The 13,863-nt window shown below is 69.9% G+C and carries 12 protein-coding genes; 9 read left to right on the forward strand and 3 right to left on the reverse strand.

The annotated features are described in order from the left end of the window. The first annotated feature begins 119 nt into the window (after window positions 1-119). Genes ACFV6V_RS25940 through ACFV6V_RS25950 form a run of 3 tightly spaced genes read left to right on the forward strand, consistent with a single transcriptional unit; the run spans window position 120 to window position 3,011 of the window. The gene (locus ACFV6V_RS25940; protein WP_385569370.1) at window positions 120-1,259 is read left to right on the forward strand and encodes a 5-(carboxyamino)imidazole ribonucleotide synthase; all 1,140 of its coding nucleotides are present in this window, start codon (window positions 120-122) and stop codon (window positions 1,257-1,259) included. Next, window positions 1,256-1,801 carry a 5-(carboxyamino)imidazole ribonucleotide mutase gene (gene purE / locus ACFV6V_RS25945; protein WP_385569373.1) on the forward strand — a complete coding sequence of 182 codons (546 nt, stop codon included), beginning with the start codon at window positions 1,256-1,258 and terminating at the stop codon, window positions 1,799-1,801. The genes ACFV6V_RS25940 and purE overlap by 4 nt, the downstream gene beginning before the upstream one ends. Before the next feature lie 10 nt (window positions 1,802-1,811). After that, a complete protein-coding gene (locus ACFV6V_RS25950) occupies window positions 1,812-3,011 on the forward strand; it encodes a dipeptidase (RefSeq protein WP_385569376.1) in 1,200 nt (399 codons plus the stop codon). A 20-nt stretch (window positions 3,012-3,031) separates the two neighbouring features. On the opposite strand, the gene ACFV6V_RS25955 is transcribed toward ACFV6V_RS25950, so the two are convergent. After that, the gene (locus tag ACFV6V_RS25955; protein WP_385569379.1) at window positions 3,032-4,372 is read right to left on the reverse strand and encodes a UDP-glucose dehydrogenase family protein; all 1,341 of its coding nucleotides are present in this window, start codon (window positions 4,370-4,372) and stop codon (window positions 3,032-3,034) included. A 189-nt stretch (window positions 4,373-4,561) separates the two neighbouring features. Here ACFV6V_RS25955 and ACFV6V_RS25960 point away from each other — a divergent pair, with 189 nt between their 5' ends. The 4 genes from ACFV6V_RS25960 (at window position 4,562) to ACFV6V_RS25975 (ending at window position 8,992) form a co-directional block, all read left to right on the forward strand. Next, window positions 4,562-5,710, forward strand: a complete 1,149-nt coding sequence (locus tag ACFV6V_RS25960) for an acyl-CoA dehydrogenase (protein ID WP_385569381.1) — start codon at window positions 4,562-4,564, stop codon at window positions 5,708-5,710. Window positions 5,711-5,795: 85 nt separating this feature from the next. Then, a complete protein-coding gene (locus ACFV6V_RS25965; protein WP_385569383.1) occupies window positions 5,796-6,578 on the forward strand; it encodes an SDR family NAD(P)-dependent oxidoreductase in 783 nt (260 codons plus the stop codon). A gap of 178 nt (window positions 6,579-6,756) precedes the next feature. Beyond that, entirely contained in the window at window positions 6,757-7,602 is an 846-nt protein-coding gene (locus ACFV6V_RS25970; RefSeq protein WP_385569386.1) for a hypothetical protein, read from the forward strand. A gap of 73 nt (window positions 7,603-7,675) precedes the next feature. Further along, window positions 7,676-8,992, forward strand: coding sequence for a hypothetical protein (locus ACFV6V_RS25975; RefSeq protein WP_385569389.1), 1,317 nt, complete (start codon window positions 7,676-7,678; stop codon window positions 8,990-8,992). 68 nt (window positions 8,993-9,060) lie between these two features. Here the strand turns inward: ACFV6V_RS25975 and ACFV6V_RS25980 are convergent, their stop codons facing one another. After that, complete coding sequence (locus ACFV6V_RS25980; RefSeq protein ID WP_385569392.1) at window positions 9,061-10,329, reverse strand: LCP family protein; 1,269 nt, start codon at window positions 10,327-10,329, stop codon at window positions 9,061-9,063. Between the two features lie 130 nt (window positions 10,330-10,459). Here ACFV6V_RS25980 and ACFV6V_RS25985 point away from each other — a divergent pair, with 130 nt between their 5' ends. Beyond that, window positions 10,460-11,014: an acyl-CoA thioesterase gene (locus ACFV6V_RS25985; protein ID WP_385569394.1), complete on the forward strand. Its 555-nt coding sequence runs from the start codon at window positions 10,460-10,462 to the stop codon at window positions 11,012-11,014. A 31-nt stretch (window positions 11,015-11,045) separates the two neighbouring features. On the opposite strand, the gene ACFV6V_RS25990 is transcribed toward ACFV6V_RS25985, so the two are convergent. After that, window positions 11,046-12,428, reverse strand: coding sequence for an LCP family protein (locus ACFV6V_RS25990; RefSeq protein ID WP_385569407.1), 1,383 nt, complete (start codon window positions 12,426-12,428; stop codon window positions 11,046-11,048). A 350-nt stretch (window positions 12,429-12,778) separates the two neighbouring features. Between ACFV6V_RS25990 and ACFV6V_RS25995 the strand changes: the two genes are divergently transcribed. Further along, on the forward strand, window positions 12,779-13,816 hold the full coding sequence (locus ACFV6V_RS25995) for a glycosyltransferase family 2 protein (protein WP_385569397.1): 1,038 nt from the start codon (window positions 12,779-12,781) through the stop codon (window positions 13,814-13,816). Window positions 13,817-13,863 lie beyond the last annotated feature (47 nt).

Genomic DNA, 13,863 nt, shown 5'->3' on the forward strand with positions numbered 1-13,863 from the left:
CCCCTATCACCTGCCTGTGGACAGCTGGGAAGGTGTCTGCCCTCACGCCGCGTATCTGTGTCATCGTACGAAAATGTGGGCGTGGCGGGACCGTATGGAGCTCCGGATACCCTGGGAGAGTGACGTTCCCGGTAGTCGGCATGGTCGGCGGTGGCCAGCTCGCTCGTATGACACACGAGGCGGGCATCCCGCTCGGCATCAGATTCAAGCTCCTCAGTGACACTCCCCAGGACTCGGCGGCCCAGGTGGTCAGCGAGGTCGTCATCGGCGACTATCGCGACCTGGACACGCTGCGTGACTTCGCTCGCGGCTGCGATGTGATCACCTTCGATCACGAGCACGTACCGACCGAGCACCTGCGGGCGCTGGAGGCGGACGGTATTCCCGTGCGCCCCGGCCCCGACGCCCTGGTGCACGCCCAGGACAAGGGGGTGATGCGAGCCCGCCTGGACGAGATCGGGGCCCCCAGCCCCCGCCACCGGATCGTGGCCGATCCGGCGGACGCGGCGGCGTTCGCCGCCGAGGTGGGGGGCTTCCCCGTGATCCTCAAGACCGTCCGCGGCGGATACGACGGCAAGGGCGTTTGGGTGGTCCGCGGCGAGGAGGACGCCGCCGAGCCGTTCCGCGCGGGCGTCCCGGTGCTCGCCGAGGAGAAGGTCGACTACCGGCGCGAGCTGGCGGCGAACATCGTGCGCTCCCCGCACGGCCAGGCCGTCGCCTATCCCGTCGTGGAGTCGCGTCAGGTCGACGGGGTGTGCGACACGGTGATCGCCCCCGCTCCCGGCCTGGACGACGAGCTGGCCGGGCAGGCCCAGCAGCTCGCGCTGCGGATCGCCAAGGAGCTCGGTGTCGTCGGGCACCTCGCGGTCGAACTGTTCGAGACCACGGACGGGCGAATCCTCGTCAACGAACTCGCCATGCGCCCGCACAACTCCGGGCACTGGACCCAGGACGGTGCGGTCACCTCCCAGTTCGCCAACCACGTACGGGCCGTACTGGACCTTCCGCTGGGCGATCCCCGGCCCCGCGCCCGATGGACGGTCATGGCGAACGTACTCGGCGGCGACTATCCCGACATGTACGCGGGCTACCTGCATTGCATGGCACGGGATCCCCGGTTGAAGATTCATATGTACGGCAAGGACGTGAAGCCCGGTCGCAAGGTGGGGCACGTCAACACCTACGGCGACGATCTCGACGACGTGCTGGAACGGGCGCGTCACGCCGCCGACTACCTCAGGGGAACGATCACCGAATGACCAACCCTTCCGGCCTTTCCGGCTCGGCGCTCGTCGGCATCGTCATGGGCTCGGACTCCGACTGGCCCGTCATGGAAGCCGCGGCGCAGGCACTGGACGAGTTCGAGATCCCGTACGAGGTCGATGTGGTCTCGGCACACCGGATGCCGCGCGAAATGATCGCGTACGGCGAGGCAGCCGAGGCCAGGGGCCTGAAGGCGATCATCGCTGGTGCGGGAGGGGCCGCCCATCTGCCGGGCATGCTGGCCTCGGTCACCCCCCTGCCGGTCATCGGTGTCCCTGTGCCGCTGAAGTACCTCGACGGGATGGACTCCCTGCTGTCGATCGTGCAGATGCCCGCGGGCGTGCCGGTGGCCACCGTGTCGGTGGGCGGGGCGCGCAACGCCGGACTGCTCGCTGCCCGTGTCCTCGCGACGCAGGACCGCGACCTGATGTCCCGGATGAGGGACTTCCAGCAGGAGCTGAACGAGCAGGCCACGGAGAAGGGCAAGCGGCTGCGGGCCAAGGTCGAGGGCTCTGCCGCCTTCGGCTTCGGAAAGTAGGGCGCGACCCGTGGATCTCGCTGTGGACAACCTCGCCGAAGCCCGGTCCCTGCTCGCGGACCACCCCGTGGTCGACGGCCACAACGACCTGCCGTGGGCCCTACGGGCCCAGGTCCGCTACGACCTGGACCGGCTCGACATCGCGGCCGACCAGACCGGCCGGCTGCACACCGACATCCCCCGGCTGCGCGCCGGCGGGGTCGGGGCGCAGTTCTGGTCCGTGTTCGTACGGAGCGACTACACCGGCGACGAGGCGGTCAGCGCCACGCTGGAGCAGATCGACGTGGTCGGGCAGCTGCTCGCCCGCTATCCGGGCGACCTGGTCCGCGCCCTGACCGCCGACGACATGGAGGCGGCACGGGCCGATGGCCGTATCGCCTCGCTCATGGGCGCGGAGGGCGGGCATTCCATCAACAACTCGCTCGCCACCCTGCGGGCCCTGTACGCACTGGGCGTGCGCTACATGACGCTCACGCACAACGACAACAACGACTGGGCGGACTCGGCGACCGACCAGCCGCGCGTCGGGGGCCTCTCCGCCTTCGGCCGCGAGGTGGTGCGGGAGATGAACCGCATCGGCATGCTCGTGGACCTCTCGCATGTGGCCGCGACGACGATGCGGGACGCCCTGGACACCTCCGTGGCGCCGGTGGTCTTCTCCCACTCGTCGGCCAGGGCGGTCTGTGACCATCCGAGGAACGTCCCGGACGACATCCTGGAGCGGCTGCCCGCGAACGGGGGCGTGGCGATGGCCACGTTCGTCCCGAAGTTCATCCTGCCCGCGGCGGTCGCCTGGACCGCCGCCGCGGACGAGAACATGAAGGCACACGGGCTGCACCCGCTGGACACCACCGAGGCGGGGATGAAGGTCCAGCGGGCGTTCGCCGCGGCCAACCCGCAGCCGATGGCCACGGCCTCGACGGTCGCCGACCATCTGGACCACATGCGCGAGGCGGCCGGTGTCGACCACATCGGCATCGGCGGCGACTTCGACGGCACGGCCTTCACCCCGGCCGGGCTCGATGACGTCGCGGGCTATCCGAACCTGGTCGCGGAGCTGCTGCGGCGCGGCTGGTCGAAGCCCGACCTGGCCAAGCTGACCTGGCAGAACGCGGTGCGGGTGCTACGGGACGCGGAGTCGGTCGCACGCGACCTCGGCTCGGTGCACGGGCCGTCGAACGCGACGCTTGAGTCGCTGGACGCGGTCTGACCCCGGTCCGTCAGCACGCCTCAGGCGCGAGGCCGTCCCATGGCCCGGTAGGTCCATCCGGCCTCGCGCCACTTGGCTCCGTCCAGCGCGTTGCGGCCGTCCAGCACGATGCGCCGGGACACCACGGCGCCCAGCTCAGCGGGGTCCAGCTCGCGGAACTCACGCCACTCGGTCAGATGCAGCACCACATCAGCGCCGCGCACCGCGTCCAGGGCGCTGTCCGCGTAGCCGAGCGTGGGGAAGAGCAGACGCGCGTTGCCCATGCCCTTCGGGTCGTACACGGTGACCTGGCCGCCCTGGAGATGGATCTGCCCAGCCACATTCAGCGCCGGTGAGTCGCGTACGTCGTCGGAGTCCGGCTTGAAGGCCGCGCCGAGCACCGCGACCCGCTTCCCGAGGAACGAGTCACCGCCCACGGCCTCCCGCGCCAGCTCCACCATGTGCCCGCGACGGCGCATGTTGATCGAGTCGACCTCGCGCAGGAAGGTCAGCGCCTGGTCGGCGCCCAGCTCGCCGGCGCGGGCCATGAAGGCCCTGATGTCCTTCGGCAGACAGCCCCCGCCGAAGCCGATGCCCGCCCGCAGGAACTTGGAGCCGATCCGCTCGTCGTGGCCGATCGCCTCCGCGAGCTTCGCCACATCGCCGCCCGCGGCCTCGCAGACCTCGGCCATGGCGTTGATGAACGAGATCTTGGTGGCGAGGAAGGAGTTCGCGGAGGTCTTCACCAGCTCAGCCGTGGGGAAGTCCGTCACCACGAAAGGCGTGCCCTCGCCGATCGGGGTGGCGTACACCTCGCGCAGCAGCTTCTCGGCGCGCTCGCCCCGCACACCCGCGACGATCCGGTCCGGGTGCAGGGTGTCCCGCACGGCGAAGCCCTCGCGCAGGAACTCCGGGTTCCACGCCAGCTCCACACCCTCCTGTGCCCGCTCGGCGAGCAGCCGGCCGAGCCGCTCCGCGGAGCCGACCGGCACGGTCGACTTGCCCACGACCAGCGAACCGCCCGTGACGCGCGGCGCGAGCGCGTTGAACGCGGCGTCGACGTACGACATGTCGCAGGCGTACTCACCGTGCTTCTGCGGAGTGTTCACGCAGACGAAGTGCACATCGCCGCGGAATTCCGCCAGCTCGTCCCAGGAGGTGGTGAAGCGCAGCCGTCCGGTCGATCCCTCGATGCCCTCGACATGCTTCGCCAGCAGTTCCTCGAGCCCCGGCTCGTACATGGGCACCCGGCCCGCCGCGAGCATCTCGATCTTCTGGGGCACGACATCGAGGCCGAGCACCTCGAATCCCAGTTCCGCCATGGCCGCCGCATGAGTGGCGCCGAGATATCCGGTGCCGATCACGGTGATCTTGAGGGCCATTCGGTGCTCCTGAAGGGTGCGGGGGGAGTGCCGGGCCGAGCATAGTCGGGCGGCGACGAGGGAATTTTCCCGCTGTCAGATAGCTCACGTACGCCTGGCCCGCACCGACCACTAGAATTTGTGTTACTTAACGGTAATTAGCAGCGGCTGGGGAGCGACAGACCTAGGCGCCTGAGGGAGACAAGCACCGTGCCTGACTTCGACCTGTACCGCCCGTCCGAGGAGCACGACATGCTCCGCGAGACGGTCCGTTCGCTCGCCGAGGCGAAGATCGCCCCCTTCGCGGCGGCGGTCGACGAGGAGGCCCGCTTCCCGCAGGAGGCCCTCGACGCTCTGGTCGCCTCCGACCTCCACGCCGTGCACGTCCCCGAGGAGTACGGCGGCGCGGGCGCCGACGCCCTCGCCACCGTGATCGTCATCGAGGAGATCGCCCGTGTGTGCGTCTCCTCGTCCCTGATCCCGGCCGTCAACAAGCTGGGCTCGCTGCCGGTGATCCTCTCCGGCTCCGAGGACCTGAAGAAGAAGTACATGGCCCCGCTCGCCAAGGGCGACGCGATGTTCTCGTACTGCCTCTCCGAGCCGGACGCGGGCTCCGACGCCGTCGGCATGAAGACGCGCGCCGTCCGCGACGGCGACCACTACATCCTCAACGGCGTGAAGCGCTGGATCACCAACGCCGGCGTCTCCGAGTACTACACGGTGATGGCCGTCACCGACCCGGAGAAGCGCTCCAAGGGCATCTCCGCCTTCGTGGTCGAGAAGAGCGACGAGGGCGTGTCGTTCGGCGCCCCGGAGAAGAAGCTCGGCATCAAGGGCTCCCCGACCCGCGAGGTCTACCTCGACAACGTGCGCATCCCCGCCGACCGCATGATCGGCGCGGAGGGCACCGGCTTCGCCACCGCCATGAAGACCCTGGACCACACCCGCATCACCATCGCGGCCCAGGCCCTCGGCGTCGCCCAGGGCGCCCTCGACTACGCCAAGGGCTACGTCCAGGAGCGCAAGCAGTTCGGCAAGCCGATCGCCGACTTCCAGGGCATCCAGTTCATGCTCGCCGACATGGCCATGAAGATCGAGGCCGCTCGCCAGCTCACCTATTCGGCCGCCGCCAAGTCCGAGCGCGTCGACGGCGACCTGACCTTCTTCGGTGCCGCGGCGAAGTGCTTCGCCTCCGACGTCGCCATGGAGGTCACCACGGACGCGGTCCAGCTCCTCGGCGGCTACGGCTACACCCGTGACTACCCGGTGGAGCGCATGATGCGCGACGCCAAGATCACCCAGATTTATGAAGGCACGAACCAGGTTCAGCGGATCGTGATGGCGCGCAACCTGCCGTAAGGCGGCGTCCGCCGACGACAAGCGGCCCCGGCCACCGGCCGGGGCCGTTCTGTGTCCGGAACGGGCAGGAACCTAGGGTGCTGACATGACGTCATCGCAGCCCTATCTCTCCCGGCTCTTCTCCCTGGACGGCCTGGTCGCCCTGGTGACCGGTGGCAGTTCCGGTATCGGCGGCGGTATCGCGGATGCCCTCGCGCGGGCGGGGGCGAGCGTGGTGATCGTGGCGCGCGGGGAGGAGCGACTCTCGGGCAGGGCCGGGGAGTTGGCGGCCGAGGGCTGCCGGGTGGGGTGGGTCGGCGCCGACCTGGGCACCCGCGACGGGACCCGGAAGTGCGCCGAGGAGGCGGCCGGTGTGTTCGGGGAGCCCGACATCCTCGTCAACGCCGCCGGAATCAACCTCAGGCCGCCCATGGGGGAGCTCGGCGAGGAGGTGTGGGACGCCACGATGGCGGTGAACCTGGAGGCGCCGTACCTGCTGGGGGAGCGGTTCGGGCCTCGGATGGCGGAGCGTGGGTACGGGCGGATCATCCACATCACCTCCCAGCAGGCGCACCGCGCCTTCGTGCACAGCGGCGCCTACGGAGTGTCCAAGGGGGCGCTGGAGTCGCTGGCGCGATCGCAGGCCGAGGCGTGGTCCCCGTACGGCGTCACCTGCAACACGCTCGTGCCCGGCTTCGTGATGACGCCGCTGAACGCCCGGCTGTCGTCCGAGCCCGAACGGGTGGCGGAACTGGCCGCGCGCACCATGGTCGGGCGCAACGGGGTGGCCGAGGACTTCGCGGGGGCCGCGGTGTTCCTGGCGAGCCGGGCGTCCGGCTATGTCACCGGGCAGTCGCTGTTCGTCGACGGCGGGTTCTCCGTCCACTGAGCGAGCCCGGTGGCAGCCCGCCGCTCGCCGTGAGGGCGCCGCCGCCCGGGTGCAGTTGTTGAGCCTTCCTGGGCAGTGGAGCGGCGCGCCTGTTTGAAGTGGATCTCCAGAGTCTACGGATCCCGGCGCGAGTCACGAGATCACGACTCGCCTACCTCGTCCGAAGGAGATCCCCACCATGTTCCGACACTCGCGCTGGCTCGTCGCCCTGGCGGCGGCCACCACCGTCGCCACCGCCGCCGCGCCGGCCGTGGCCACCGAGCAGATAGCCGCGACCGAAGCCACCGCCGCCGGCGAGGCGACGGCCGCCGCCGAGTCGATCACCTTGGCCGACATCCTGGCTGCCGTCGAGGAGACGCCCGCGTCCGAGCTGAACATGTCGTTCGGCGTCGCCGACCGCAGGCCGATGTCCGTCAGCGACACCTCCTTCTACAACGGGGAGACCGTCGAGTTCCGGGGAACGGGATACGACCCGGGAGAGACGGTCTACGTACGGCTGATCCCGACCGCGCCGTTCAGGCTCGACGGCGACCACGAGGATGACGAGGACAACCCGTTCGCCGACTTCGGGGATCCGCGCCGCGACCGCCATGTCGTGCTGCTCGGAATCTTCGCCGCCGACGAGGACGGCGTGGTGTCCGGTGAGGTCACCATCGAGGACCGATTCCGCAGAGACCACGAGGTCCTTCCGGGTGACTACCTCTTCCAGCTCGCGGGTGAGGAGTCCGGCCTCTGGCAGCAGGTGCGTGTGACGATCCTGCCGTCCCGGGACGGCCGTGGTGAGCACGGCCGTGGTGAGCACGGCCGTGGTGAGCACGGCCGCGGTGAGCGCGGTCGCGACGAGCAGAGCCGTGGCGAGCACAGCTGGCGCGAGCACGGTCGCGATGAGCACAAGAAGGAAGACGCGCAGAAGGAAGACGCGCACAAGAAAGAAGGCGCGCACAAGCAGGACGACGCGCACAAGAAGGAAGGCGCGCACAAGCAGGAAAAGGCCGAGCGTGGCCACGGCAAGCCGCGGGCCTGACCTGCCCTCAGCTTCGCGCGCCTAGGCGTTGCGGCGCCGTTCCCCCTCCTCTTCCCCCGCTGAAAGGATTCGCATGTCCAGATCCAAGGGCGCCGCACGAGTACTGGGCACCAGCGTGTGCCTGGGCTCGCTCCTGGCGCTGTCCGCGCCCGCGGCCTCCGCGTCGACCACCAATGTCAGCTGTACCGAGATCGAGTCCGGAGTGGTCTCCTGCCTGCTCCCCGATGGCCTGTCCGAGTTCAGTACGACCTCGTTGCTGAGCGCCGCACAGGACGCGACGGAGGCCCAGCTCACCACCGCCACCCCGATGGTCATCACCGCCTTCGGCGGAGCCGGCCGGTACGGCGACAACGGCGGCGGCCTCTACCAGGGCGGCAGCGGCGGTGCCGGTGGCATGGCCCAGACGGTCACCACCGTGAGCGAGTACCAGGAGAGCTACGGCTCTCCGGTTCTGTACTACTACGTAGGTGAGTTGGGCGGCACCTCCCCAGGTGGCCGCGGTGGCGCCTCGACGCTGGTCTCGAGTGTCGACCTCACCGAGCAGGCCCCATGCATCGACGACTTCGGAGACTGCACGGACACGACACTGCTGGCCGACGCCGCCGGTGGCGGCGGTGGCGGGCAGGGCAACGCCAACGGTGATGGCGGCGCCGGCGGTGACGGCGGTGTCGCCGTGTCCGGTCGGACCGTCCACGCCGGTGCCGACGGCCAGGACGGCCTCGCCATCAGAGGCACGCTCACCCGTACCGGCCGTGGCGGGGAGGGCGCGTCCGATGGCGACGGAGGCGACGGAGGCCGTGGTGGCGGCGGCACCCGCAGCAAGGACGGCACGGATGGCCAGGACGGCATCGGCGGTCTCGGCGGCCCGGTGCACACCTCCAACGGTCCCAACGCGGGTGCGTCCTGGATCACCGCCTCCCAGCTGTTCTTCGGCCCCGCCGGACAGGGTGGCGAGGGTCAGTGGCGTGTCAACTCCGTCAATTACGGCAGTGGCGGTGGCGGCGGCGGTGGCTGGGGCGGTGGCGGCGGTGGCGGCGGTGGCGGCGAGGCCGTCAGCGGTGGCGGCGGTGGCGGCGGTGGAAGCTGGGCTGCCCCGAACACCGCGTCCATCTCGGACGTCCCGGTCATCTCCAACCCGAACATCGCTGGGGACGGCTCCGTCCATGTGACGTTCGTGGGCGGACCCGCGGCCGCCGACGCGCCTGGGGACGACGCCGACGACGACTCCGACGACAACGGTGGCAACACCGACGAGGGCCGCGACAAGGACGAGGCTCGTGACGACGAGGCCCGTGACGACGACCAGGGCCGTGAGCACCACGGGGCCCGCGAACCGCGCGAAAGCAGCGGGCACGACGAGAGTGGAAGCGAGAACGGCCGCAAGAGCTGATACCGGCTGACCCGCGCAGAAGACGTCAGAGGGCCCCGCCGACGGCGGGGCCCTCCGACGTCTGCGTCTCAGCGGTCCGAGGTGACCGTGACCCGCTCGTCGTTCTTGATCTGCTGCACGAGCTGCTTGACCTTGTCCTTGTCCCAGACCAGGTTGCCGCCGCGGCTGCCGGAGATCGGTATGTTCATGGACTTCCCGTCGCCGCCGTTGACGCTCTTCATCGCGAAGAACATCTCGCCGAGGTCGAACAGCGACATGTCCTTGTCGACGAGAAGGGTGTCCAGGCCCGCGCCCAGCGTCGGGTACAGCTGGAACGGGTTGAGGACGGTGCCCGGCGTCGCCGCCTGGTTGGCGAGGGCGGACAGGAACTTCTGCTGGTTCTTGGTCCGGTCCAGGTCGCTGCCCGCGAAGGCGTAGCGGGTGCGGACGAAGGCGAGGGCCTGCTCGCCGTTCAGGGTCTGCTTGCCCGCCTGGAAGTCGGCGCCGGAGTTCTTGTCCTTGAAGGCCTTCGGGATGTCCATCTCGACACCGCCGAGGGCGTCGACGATGTTCGCGAAACCGGCGAAGCCGATCTCGGCGTAGTGGTCGATCCGCAGGCCCGTGTTGTACTCCACGGTGCGGACCAGCAGCTCGGGTCCGTCCTCCGCGTACGCCGCGTTGAGCTTCACATGGCGGCCGGTGCCCTTGTACGTCTTGCCCGACTCGGAGCCGACGAAGCTCGGTATCTCCACATCCGAGTCCCGGGGCAGCGAGACCATCGTGTTCCCGCTGCCGCACGCCGCCAGGATCATCATCGAGTCGGTGCGCTTGCCCTCGGCGGAGCCGGTGTGCAGCTTCTTCTTGTCCGCGTCGCTCAGCCCCTCACGGCTGTCCGAGCCGACGATCAGGTACGTCGTGCAGTCGCCTTCCTCCGGCCGCTCGATGACCTTGGAGAGGTCCACCTCACGGCGCATCTTGGAGTCGGCCCAGAAATAGGTGCCTATGGAGACGCCGAGCACGATGACGAGCACGCATATGAACCCGACCTTGAAGCGCCGGCGCCAGTCCGGCGCGGGGCGGCCGGGCGCGTACCCGTCCCCGGGCCCGTACCCTCCGTCACCGTAGCCGTCGCCACCGTAACCGCCGCCCTGGGCGCCGTGGCCCGCTCGGTGGCCGGAAGGGTTCCCGTAGACCTGGCCCGTGTTGTAGCCGCTGTCGTAGGGGGTGCCGTAGCTGTCCTCGTACCCCTGCGACTGCTGCTGCGGGACCGGCGGTCGCTGCACATGGCGCATCGCGCGGGGCCCCTCGGGCTCCGCGCCCCGGCTGCCGCGTCCGTATCCATCGGGCCAATCATTCATGCGGAACAGTGTGCAGTCCGGTTCCGGCCTGCCAACAGGGTGGGTGACGAATCGCACCGCCCCTGTAGCGAAGCTGATGCAATGCGAAGGGCCGCAGGTCGTCGCACAGGGTGGGCATAAGGTGGACGCCATGACACAGCAGGCCCAGGACCCGGAGGGCACCATTTCGGGTAAGCCCACCTCAGCTTCGCGCACCACTCTCAGCCACATCATGACGGCCATGGACACCAACCTCCTCGGGACCGTGCACGGTGGTGTGATCATGAAGCTGGTGGACGACGCGGCCGGCGCGGTCGCCGGCCGTCACTCCGGTGGAGCCGCCGTCACGGCGTCGATGGACGAGATGGTGTTCCTCGAGCCCGTACGGGTCGGAGACCTTGTGCATGTCAAAGCCCAGGTCAACTGGACCGGCCGGTCGTCGATGGAGGTCGGGGTACGGGTACTGGCCGAGCGCTGGAACGAGTCGGACCCGGCGACCCACGTGGGCTCCGCGTACCTGGTGTTCGCGGCCGTCGACGAGGACGGCAAGCCGCGCACGGTGCCCCCCGTGATGCCCGAGACCGAGCGCGACGAGCGGCGCTACCAGGAGGCCCAGATCCGCCGCACCCACCGGCTGGCCCGCCGCCGCGCGATCAAGGAGCTGCGTGAGAAGCGGGTCACGGAGGGCTACCAGGACGAGGGCTGATCCTGCGGGCTCTCCTGAGTGCACGAGCCGCTCAGGGGCACACGGCCTCGTCCCCCGTCGTCGTGCGGAAGGCCCCGCGCCCCGCCAGGAGCGCCTCCGCCCGCACAGGGGTGACCCTGGTGAAGTCCGTGCCTGCCAGTACCCGCAGTGTGGGTCCCTGCTTCTTGACCGGGCGCAGCTCGCTCCCCGGCAGCGCGGCGGCAAGCGAGCGGGCCGAACGGTCCCAACGAGGGTCGTACGTCACGACCGTGCGGCGTAGGTTCCGCTGGTCGCCGTTGCGTGGTCGGCCGCTGGTGACGAAGCCGGTCGCACGCAGTCCCGAGTCGACCCGCGCGCCGAGTCCGTCGATGCCGGTCCCGTTGTAGACCTCCACCCTGACCTGCGAGGGCGGCACGTCGACCAGCACCTTCGGCGCACCCCGGCGCTTGCCGGCGGATCCGGGTGGTGACAGCGGCTTGTCCTCGCGCAGCGCTTTGAACAGCGCCCCCGCCTTCACCGAGTCCCACTGCACCGTCGAGCCGATGCCCCTGATCGGATGGCTGGAGTTCCGGACCGGCACCGAGGTGAACTCGGACGAGGCGGGGGTGAAGTCCCGCATCGCGCCGCCAAGGGCCAGCAGCTGATCGGTGCCGAAGGCCCGGTCGGCCCGCACCGAGTGCAGCATCGCCTGGCTGACCTGGCGGAACTTCACCGGGTTCAGCAGCACCCCGCTGTGGGTCGCCTGCTGGATCAGCGCCGCCATGAAGCGCTGCTGGCGCTCCATCCGGCCCAGGTCCGCAGCCCCGTCGACATGCCGTGAGCGCACGTACTGGAGCGCCTCACCGCCGTCCAGCTCATGGGTGCCGGCGGGCAGGTTCAGACCGGTGTACGTGTCCTTCATCGGACGGGCCGTGCAGATCCGCACCCCGCCGAGCGCGTCCACCGTCTTCATGAAGCTGGTGAAGTCGATCTCCAGATAGTGGTCGACCTTCAGTTTGGTGAGGCGTTCGACGGTCCGGACCGTGAGCGAGGGGCCGCCCTCCGCGTAGGCGGCGTTCAGTTTCACGGGATGGGTGCCGTGGGGCTGCCCGGTGGTCATGTCCGTGTGTGCGGGAAGCGTCACATAGGTGTCCCTCGGCAGGCTCACCACGCTCGCCCGCTCCTGGTCTTCCGACACATGGACCAGCATGATCGTGTCGGTGCAGTGGCAGGGGGCGCCGCCGAGCCGGTACTTGCGGCGTTCGACCGGGGTGATCCGGTCCCGCCCGTCGGTGCCCACCAGCAGGATGTTCGTGCCGAGCCCCGACTCCGGGCGGTTCTTCATGTCCTTGAAGGGGTCGACGCGGCCGATTCCGCCGTCCACGCCCGAGACGAGCGCGTGCCCGATCCCGCCCACCCCGAGCACTAGCATCGACAGACCCGTGACCGCACGCATCCGCCAGCCGGGCGGACGGGCCCCGGCCCCGGCCCGCGTCACAGTCCCTGCCTGGGGGCCGCGACCCTGTGAACCGCGACCCTGCGAACCGCGTTCCTGTGGTCTGCGCCGCGGTGGCTGCGCCGGGGCCACGGGCCTCGGGCGGGACGAGCGGGGCGGTGTGGGCACGAGGGGCACCTCGCTGGGGCCGGGGGCGGGGGCGTTCGGGGGATCCTCAGAACCGTAGGCCCATACGATCTGCGCCAGCGGGAGGCGGACCGGGCGGCGCGCACCGGTGTCGCCCGTTCGCGGTAACGTGGCGTGCGAAGCCGAAGTCTCCCGGGGACAATCCCCGGACCCCCGAGGAAGCCATGTCCACCGCTGCACCCGCCGTCTCCGTGATCATGCCGGTCCTCAATGAGGAGCGGCATCTGCGTGATTCCGTCCATCACATCCTTCAGCAGGAGTATGAGGGTGAGATGGAGGTGGTGATCGCGCTCGGCCCGTCCGGCGACCGCACCGACGAGATCGCCGCAGAGCTGGTGCGCGAGGACTCCCGCGTGCACACGGTGCCGAATCCCACCGGTCGTACGCCTGCCGCGCTCAACGCCGCCATCAAGGCCTCACGTCACCCGATCGTGGTACGGGTCGACGGCCACGGAATGCTGTCCCCCGACTACATCGCGACCGCCGTACGTCTGCTGGAGGAGACCGGCGCTCAGAACGTCGGCGGCATCATGCACGCCGAGGGTGAGAACGACTGGGAGCGCGCCGTCGCCGCCGCGATGACCTCGAAGATCGGTGTCGGCAACGCGGTCTTCCACACCGGCGGTGAGGCCGGCCCCGCCGAGACCGTCTACCTGGGGGTCTTCCGGCGCGCCGCCCTGGAGCAGCAGGGCGGCTACAACGAGGAGTTCATCCGCGCCCAGGACTGGGAGCTGAACTTCCGCATCCGTGAGGCCGGTGGGCTGATCTGGTTCTCGCCCGAGCTGAAGGTGCAGTACCGCCCGCGGCCGAGCGTCAGGGCACTGGCCAAGCAGTACAAGGACTACGGCCGCTGGCGGCATGTCGTCGCCCGCTACCACCAGGGCTCGATCAACCTCCGCTATCTCGCCCCGCCGACCGCGCTGTGCGCGATCGCCGCGGGCACCGTGGTGGGCGCCGCCCTCACCCCGCTGGGCTTCGTCATCCCGGGCGGCTACCTGGCGGCGATAGCCGCCGGATCGGTGCCGGCCGGGCGCGGACTGCCGCTGAAGGCCCGGCTTCAGATCCCCGTCGCGCTGGCCACCATGCACATGTCGTGGGGCTTCGGCTTCCTGACCAGCCCGCGCTCGCTCGCGAAGAAGGTCATCGCCAGCCGCAGGCCCGCGGTGCGCGCCTCGTCGCCCGACACCCCACTCGACGTCTGAGCACACCACAGACGATGACGGCGGCCCGGATGTGTACGCATCCGGGC

The organism is Streptomyces sp. NPDC059828 (genome assembly GCF_042731955.1).
GTDB lineage: Bacteria > Actinomycetota > Actinomycetes > Streptomycetales > Streptomycetaceae > Streptomyces.

Bases quoted from the DNA above. Each gene is read 5' to 3' on its own strand.
- purE (WP_385569373.1), top strand. From the start codon at position 1,256: ATGACCAACCCTTCCGGCCTTTCCGGCTCGGCGCTCGTCGGCATCGTC.
- ACFV6V_RS25955 (WP_385569379.1), bottom strand. From the start codon at position 4,372: ATGGCCCTCAAGATCACCGTGATCGGCACCGGATATCTCGGCGCCACT.
- ACFV6V_RS25965 (WP_385569383.1), top strand. From the start codon at position 5,796: ATGACGTCATCGCAGCCCTATCTCTCCCGGCTCTTCTCCCTGGACGGC.
- ACFV6V_RS25970 (WP_385569386.1), top strand. From the start codon at position 6,757: ATGTTCCGACACTCGCGCTGGCTCGTCGCCCTGGCGGCGGCCACCACC.
- ACFV6V_RS25975 (WP_385569389.1), top strand. From the start codon at position 7,676: ATGTCCAGATCCAAGGGCGCCGCACGAGTACTGGGCACCAGCGTGTGC.
- ACFV6V_RS25980 (WP_385569392.1), bottom strand. From the start codon at position 10,329: ATGAATGATTGGCCCGATGGATACGGACGCGGCAGCCGGGGCGCGGAG.
- ACFV6V_RS25985 (WP_385569394.1), top strand. From the start codon at position 10,460: ATGACACAGCAGGCCCAGGACCCGGAGGGCACCATTTCGGGTAAGCCC.
- ACFV6V_RS25990 (WP_385569407.1), bottom strand. From the start codon at position 12,428: ATGCGTGCGGTCACGGGTCTGTCGATGCTAGTGCTCGGGGTGGGCGGG.
- ACFV6V_RS25995 (WP_385569397.1), top strand. From the start codon at position 12,779: ATGTCCACCGCTGCACCCGCCGTCTCCGTGATCATGCCGGTCCTCAAT.